Annotated in this window: 6 protein-coding genes and 2 pseudogenes; 3 read left to right on the plus strand and 5 right to left on the minus strand. The window is 58.7% G+C overall.

The annotated features are described in order from the left end of the window. The 5 genes and pseudogenes from C7G41_RS38145 to C7G41_RS36485 form a co-directional block, all read right to left on the minus strand. A partial coding sequence (locus C7G41_RS38145) for a hypothetical protein (RefSeq protein ID WP_210205410.1) occupies nt 1-470 on the minus strand: 470 nt, incomplete at its 3' end. 15 nt (nt 471-485) lie between these two features. Next, a complete protein-coding gene (locus tag C7G41_RS37210) occupies nt 486-722 on the minus strand; it encodes a hypothetical protein (RefSeq protein ID WP_146159897.1) in 237 nt (78 codons plus the stop codon). Nucleotides 723-1173: 451 nt separating this feature from the next. Continuing rightward, a complete protein-coding gene (gene glmM / locus C7G41_RS36475) occupies nt 1174-2334 on the minus strand; it encodes a phosphoglucosamine mutase (RefSeq protein WP_106947033.1) in 1161 nt (386 codons plus the stop codon). A gap of 53 nt (nt 2335-2387) precedes the next feature. Further along, nucleotides 2388-3439 (minus strand): annotated as a pseudogene (wecB, locus tag C7G41_RS39140) (non-hydrolyzing UDP-N-acetylglucosamine 2-epimerase). Beyond that, nucleotides 3361-4362, minus strand: coding sequence for a glycosyltransferase (locus tag C7G41_RS36485; protein ID WP_245446907.1), 1002 nt, complete (start codon nt 4360-4362; stop codon nt 3361-3363). Before C7G41_RS36485 ends, wecB begins: the two are co-directional and overlap by 79 nt. Nucleotides 4363-4466: 104 nt before the next feature. On the opposite strand from C7G41_RS36485, the gene C7G41_RS39145 reads away from it, so the two are divergent. The 3 genes and pseudogenes from C7G41_RS39145 to C7G41_RS36500 all read left to right on the plus strand — a co-directional run. After that, nucleotides 4467-4799 carry a hypothetical protein gene (locus C7G41_RS39145; protein WP_373681182.1) on the plus strand — a complete coding sequence of 111 codons (333 nt, stop codon included), beginning with the start codon at nt 4467-4469 and terminating at the stop codon, nt 4797-4799. Nucleotides 4800-4872: 73 nt separating this feature from the next. Then, nucleotides 4873-5172 carry a helix-turn-helix transcriptional regulator gene (locus C7G41_RS39150; protein WP_373681183.1) on the plus strand — a complete coding sequence of 100 codons (300 nt, stop codon included), beginning with the start codon at nt 4873-4875 and terminating at the stop codon, nt 5170-5172. A gap of 715 nt (nt 5173-5887) precedes the next feature. Then, a pseudogene (locus C7G41_RS36500) lies at nt 5888-6181 on the plus strand (transposase); the annotation flags it as partial. Nucleotides 6182-6448 lie beyond the last annotated feature (267 nt).

Here is a 6448-nt window from a genome sequence, read left to right on the forward strand (position 1 = left end):
GAAATCTTATCCGTGTTTCGTTCGATCCACCCAAAGGTTCCCTTTTGGCGATAACTATTATCTACACCGCCCCAATGCATTATCGTCCGCAGGATGGTGCAAACGTCGCTATTGGAATCAGTTTGAATGGCGGACTGCAGATCGGCAGCTAATCGATCAAACTCGGCCTTGCTCCCAAGAAAATTTTTCCCATGCCAGGCATATTTCGATAGCGCATCCGCTAGGCCAACCGCCGACCACTTGCCATCAACCGTTCGGGACCAAGCGTGGGATCTCCCTCTAGAAGGAACGGCATAGGAATGCTGACGGTTTCCAACCCATTCACGGGCAAGGAACTGACAAAATTCGCGTATTTGCTCGTGATTAGAAGGTGTGTATTTCCCTCGCTGCCCATACCGGGTGAGGGTAGACACGAGCGGCTGCGAGGGCACGGCGCACGCGCCCGCCAACACTCGAAACGGTTCTGCCATGATACCGCCGCTACCTTATCTTTCGCGAACGACGTTTTGACAGATGAGGTTCGACAACAGAATCAAAAGCCCGCGAAGTCGGGCATTCTCCTCACGAAGTGAGCCAACGTCTTCGGTGTGTTCGTGATCACGAAGTGAAGGTTCATCCTCTCGAAGGGCATTCTCAAGGAGGGAGAGAGAGTCGCCGGTCGGTTCGGCAAACCAAAGGGACGGTTTGGCTTGATTGTTACGCGGCTGATGATCTGTTTCCATGACTGATACTCCAAATCAAATAATCAAAGCACCCCCAGTTGACCTATCCAAAGAGATTTGAGTCGGGAGTCAAATTTGAGTCCAGAAATTGAAGAGCTTGGGGCACTCGTTAATGGCGCTGCTTTACCGGCGAAGCATCTCAGAGGGCATTAAGCGCCTGCTTATGACAACGATGATGTCCTTTAAACCGGCACATTCAATGCGCGCAGCAGATACGACAATCCACGCCAACGCAGCAACTGGAGCACTAGCGGCGCAATCACCGATACGCGAGCTTATCTGCAACCTGGAAAGGCGCTCGGTGGCCACGCTCGGCGGCTTGTAGAAGTGGAGTAGGCCCTGACCGATCTGGTCAACCCGGCTTGTAGACTTCGGCGAGGTCCGCCGCTCGCATCCAAAAATAATCGTCTGGAGTTCGGGGGAGCTGGGTGTTGTGTTTCGGATCTGAGTATTAGGCAGCTTGAGCGACCGCGTCGCAAACGTCGCTTATCAGGCTGTCGACCAGTTCCTTGTCCTCGGCCTCGCCCATGACCCGGATCAGAGGTTCAGTACCCGAAGGACGCACCACGAGACGCCCCCCGCTGCCAAGGCGGGCTGTTGCTTCCTTGATGACCTTCGCAACGACCGCATTATCAAGCGGCCTGCCACTTCCAAAGCGTATGTTGCGCAGCACCTGAGGCAGAGGTTCGAAACGGTGGCAGATGTCACTCACAGGCTTGTCGAGGCTCTGCACGACTTCGAGCAATCTGATGGCGGCAACCAGACCATCACGCGTTGTTGAGTAGTCGGCAACGATCAAATGCCCAGACTGCTCACCGCCAAGATTGTAGCCTCCCTCTCGCATCCGTTCGATCACGTAGCGATCCCCAACCGCAGTCCGCTCGAGCCCAAGGCCGAGACCGGCCAGATGCCTTTCCAGGCCGAGGTTCGACATGATGGTCGCAACAATGCCCGATTTCGTGAGGCGCCCCTCGTCGCGCCAACTCTCGGCGAGGACCGCCATCACTTGGTCCCCATCGACCACATTGCCCTTTTCGTCCACCAGGATCATGCGGTTCGCGTCCCCGTCGAGCGCAATTCCTATGTCCGCCCGTGTCTCGCGGACCTTGCGCCCGAGGGTGCGCTTGGCGACTTCAACGTAACGCGCTTGGATGTCGATTCGCCCGACACGTCCGAGATTGACCGCCCCAGCTAGCATCGGTGTAATATCCGTCTCTAGAAGAGACTCGATACGCGCCTCAAGCTCATCGGACAACTTGTACCCGTCAGAATTAAATAACTTGATGCCATTGTCTTCGTAAGAGTTATGCGACGCGGAGATCATCACGCCGAGGTCGCCGCCCATGCATCGGGTCGCCATGGCGACGGCCGGCGTGGGAATTGTGCCCAAGAGTACCGCGTCAACACCGGCCGAGGTAAATCCCGCGACCAACGCACCTTCAATTATGTCGCTGGAAAGACGGGTGTCCTTGCCGATCAGGGCGCGCGGGCGATGTTTGCCGCGTCGAAGCGCAACGCCGGCCGACTGGCCGACCCTCAGCGCCAGGTCTGGCGTTAACTTGACATTGGCTCGACCGCGAATGCCATCGGTGCCAAAGTATTTATTGGTCATGGGAAATTTACCTTCCAAAAAAGTCCGCGCGAAAACGAGCGGTGGCCGAGTTCTCACGCTGCCAGGGGCGGTTGTTGTAACGACAGTCTGCGTCCGCGCGCTGAGCTCGTCTGCGATGCGCTCGCCTGCATTCCGCGCCCCGAACGGGCTGATTTTGCAAGAAGCTCCCGTTCGTTGGACGACGTCAGTTCACGCACTCGGTCGACAATGGCGTCGTAGTCGGATCCGACGAGGCGTCCGAAACCTGCCTCCACGGCTTCCGGCCGCTCGGTGGTGTCGCGCGTGATCAGGATGTGTAATCCAAAAGTGGGCACCTCCTCCTGAATGCCGCCGGAGTCACTGACGACGCACCAAGCCTTGGAAAGCAGATGCACGAGATCCGGATATTGCAGAGGAGGCAGCAAGTGGATGTTCGGAACGCCGCCAGGATCTCTAGAACTTGCCTTCGGACTTCTGGATTGAGATGGACCGGCAACGCAACAATCTTGTCACCGTCCTCGCCAAGCGTTCGCAGGGCACGCAGAACGTTTCCCATCGGTCCGCCGATATTCTCTCGGCGATGCATCGTCGCGAGCACGATCTTCTTGTCGGCAGGCAACGCCGCCAGACCGGGTTCGATCGGGCGATAGCCGGTCCCAATCGCTCCCTCGTGTACAACAGGGCGTCCACCACGGTGTTGCCGACTTCCACGATGCACTCTGCCGGAACGTTCTCATTCCGGAGGTTGGATGCCGCGCGCGGTGGGCGCGAAGCGCAGGGCCGATGCGACGGAGATGACGCGGCGATTGAATTCTTCCGGCCACGGTGACTGGAGGTCGTTGGTTCTCAACCCGGCCTCAACATGTGCGACCGGCACCCGACAGAGAAAACCTGCCATTGCAGCTGCCGTCGCGGTAGCGGTGTCGCCTTGCACGACGATCCAGTCGTAACGCGTGTTCAGCAACGCACGCTCAAACTGTCGTGTCATTTCGCCTAGCTTGCTTCCGAGACCCGGTTGCTGCATCACGCTCTTGCCGGAGTTGAACGTCACGTCGATGTCGATGTCAAACAGGTCGAGCAAGCCGTCAGCCAGCTCGAGGTGCTGACCGCTCCAGAACGCGTGCACGTCACTCCATCTCGCTTCCGCAGCGCCTGCCAGACTGGGCCGAGTTTAATGATCTCCGGTCGTGTACCGAACGCAATGAGAATGCGGATGACTTGGCCTCTTATCGTTTGATGTTGACAAGATCGTCGGGAATTTCGTGTTGAGTTTTCGCCCACGCAGACGGACGCGTAGCCAAGGCGGAGTTCCCCTACGTAGATCTTCCAGGCACGCCAGACGGCAGCCATATTGACGTAGAGCCCGACCGGCCATCGCAAGGCGATCCCAATCGGATTCCAGATGCCGTACACTTGGTGACAAGCGGCCACCCGCACGACATAGCGCAGCAGGAGGAACACCAGGTTGGCGCCAAACGAGGCAGCCAACAGGTTCTGCAGCTCCGGTGAGGTTGCGGATGGGTCCGCCGCACCTAAGAGGAGCAGCAGCACGAAGGCCAATGATGCCGCCGGCAGGAAGTTGGTGATGGCACCCTTGCGATCGCGCACGAAGAAATACCGGTCCCACGCATCTCCGGCCCATCCGAGCTTGGTGGTCGCCTCGAAGTTGATGCCGTAGACCCACCGGGTTTTCTGCTTGATCGAAGCCGCGAGCGACTTCGGAAAGAACTCCCGCGTGGCCACATAGTCGCGGCCACGACGTTCTCGCGCGGAAACGGCAGCGAATGTCGATTTGAAACCGGCGCGCTTCGCCTCTACGCCAAGAATGTAGTCTTCGGTGACGCAACCGGTCATCAGCACGTTGCCGCGTGTGCGCACGAAGTGCTCGATCAGCCGTCTCGTCAGACAGGTGCCGACGCCCGCCGACGGCACCGTCGCGCCGAGTGCATTGCGTACGATCATCTCCCTGGTGTGGCGCTCCGCGAATTCGTCCATATACGTGGCCGCGACCACCGAGCGATCGATGGAATTGAGCGAGAAAACCGGCACCTGGATGAAATCGTGCTGTTCAGCATAGCTCGCATAGATATCGAAGGTGCGCGGGCGCCAAAACCGTCGGCGAGGCGCTGGCGCTGTTTGAGCGGTACTTCCGGATCGTCAACGAGGCAGTGCGCCTCAAATTACTGGGCGTGCCTCATGGAGTCGTCTTGCAAGTCAGTTTTGCCGGGCTTTCGAGATTTCACGCCCAGCAAAACGCCGAATTCGGAATCGCTGCGATCTTGAAGGCTCTTCTTGAAGCCGTCGGCCGCAACATCCGCCCAGCCAAGGTTGGGTTTCATGCAGGGGCATGCCTCCAATCTCCGGTAATTCAAGCGCTTCTATGGCTGTTCTGTCGAGTTCCGAGATACCGATTACCTCGAGTTCGCGACTCCAACGCTGGCTCTGCCGCTCGTCACGGAAGATCAGAACTTGCTCGAGACGCTTAAGCCAATTTGCGATGCCGCCTTGCGAGACGCGGCACTCGAAAGGGAAACGCTTCGTGCCGCGGTCGAGAACGAAGTGCACAGAGCACTGCCCCACGGCAACATTAGCAAACCGAGCATTGCGAAGGCGCTTGGCAGCAGCGCGCGAACGCTCTCGCGCCGGCTAGCCGACGAGGGAGTGACTTACGCTGAAGTCGTGGATGAACTGCGGCGGACGCTCGCTCTGCAGTACCTCAAGGATCCGAGCATCTCGCTATCCCAGATAGCTTGGTTGCTGGGATACGAAGGATCGAGATCCCTCAACCATGCGTTCGGACGCTGGACCGGACGGTCGCCTTCCGCGCTACGCCAGGAGGGACGGAGCGACGTGGTCTGATCCAGACGCTGTGCGCGTTGACCGGGGCGGCGCGGCTCGACTGTCCTGTATCGTCATCACCCAACTGCCGGCTCCGCTGCCGGTCTTGCAGGTTGCCTTCGCGATGTTCAACAGCGCGACCGTGATCGCCAGCGCGAGCAGGCGCGGAGCAGGGTGTTGGTCGGCAGTCACTGGTTAACCGAGGCGGAAAACGACGACTCAACAAGATCGGGAAGGCGTTGGGCGCGATGGCGGCGGAAGCCGCGAAGCTGCGAGCATTTGATTAAAGCTCTAAACTTTAATGGTAAATCGTGTTCCGTGTTTTCGTGAGGCGCGATGTGCCGTAGCGTCAGCGTTGATTAAGCATGCTGTTCCTGAAGTACGAAGCCAGCGCGGGCAACGGATTGAGGGCTGCACATGACCGATTATTCCGTCGATGGCCTGCTTTGTTTTCCAGGCCGAGAATTACGTGTCGTTGGTTACGGCGTCACTCGCACACACGCTCGACTGCATGCAGACAAATTCGGCTTGGTGCCCCTAATCTTCCACGTTACGTTTGACGGCTTCTGCACCGTTGCTAGATGTCGGGTGGTGTGGAGGTGGCGGGACGATATTGGTGTCGAGTTCGAAAGATGGCTTGATGTCCGCCAAACGTATCGCAGGTGATAAGGCAGGTACTGGCGAGGTGAACCGCCCCGGGTTTGCCGGAGGCTCCAACTCCTGAGAGGATGGAGCCATGACAAGCAAGATGACGAACAAGTTTTCACCCGAGGTCCGGGCCCGCGCGGTTCGGATGCTTCTGGATCACGCCAGCGAGCATCCGTCGCGCTGGGCGGCAGTGACATCGATTGCCGCGAAGATCGGCTGCACGCCGCAGACGCTGCATGACTAGGTCAAGAAGGCCGAGATCGATAGCGGGCAGCGGGCCGGCGTTCCGACCGACATGGCCGAGAAGCTGAAGGCCCTGGAGCGGGAGAACCGCGAGCGTCGGCAGGCCAATGAGATCCTGCGCAAGGCAAGCGCGTATTTTGCGATGGTGGAGCTCGACTGTCAATCGGCTTGCAAATTTGACCCCTCATCGGCGTCCAATTTTGGCTCTGACTCACTTTTGATGAAGTTCAAGCGTCGGCTCGCGTTGGTTTCACAAAGGAATCAATACCATGCAGCGAGCCCTACGTCCGTCGGCCTTGGTCCCTCGCGGGTTTAACGTGGAGAGCGCCGTCTGTGACGGCGCCGCGACCGTGATCACCATCCGTCCCACGAGCGGGACGAGCCTCTGTCCTGGATGCGGAGCCAG

Source organism: Bradyrhizobium sp. MOS002 (genome assembly GCF_003020115.1).
GTDB lineage: Bacteria > Pseudomonadota > Alphaproteobacteria > Rhizobiales > Xanthobacteraceae > Bradyrhizobium.

Bases quoted from the DNA above. Each gene is read 5' to 3' on its own strand.
- C7G41_RS37210 (WP_146159897.1), bottom strand. From the start codon at position 722: ATGGAAACAGATCATCAGCCGCGTAACAATCAAGCCAAACCGTCCCTT.
- glmM (WP_106947033.1), bottom strand. From the start codon at position 2,334: ATGACCAATAAATACTTTGGCACCGATGGCATTCGCGGTCGAGCCAAT.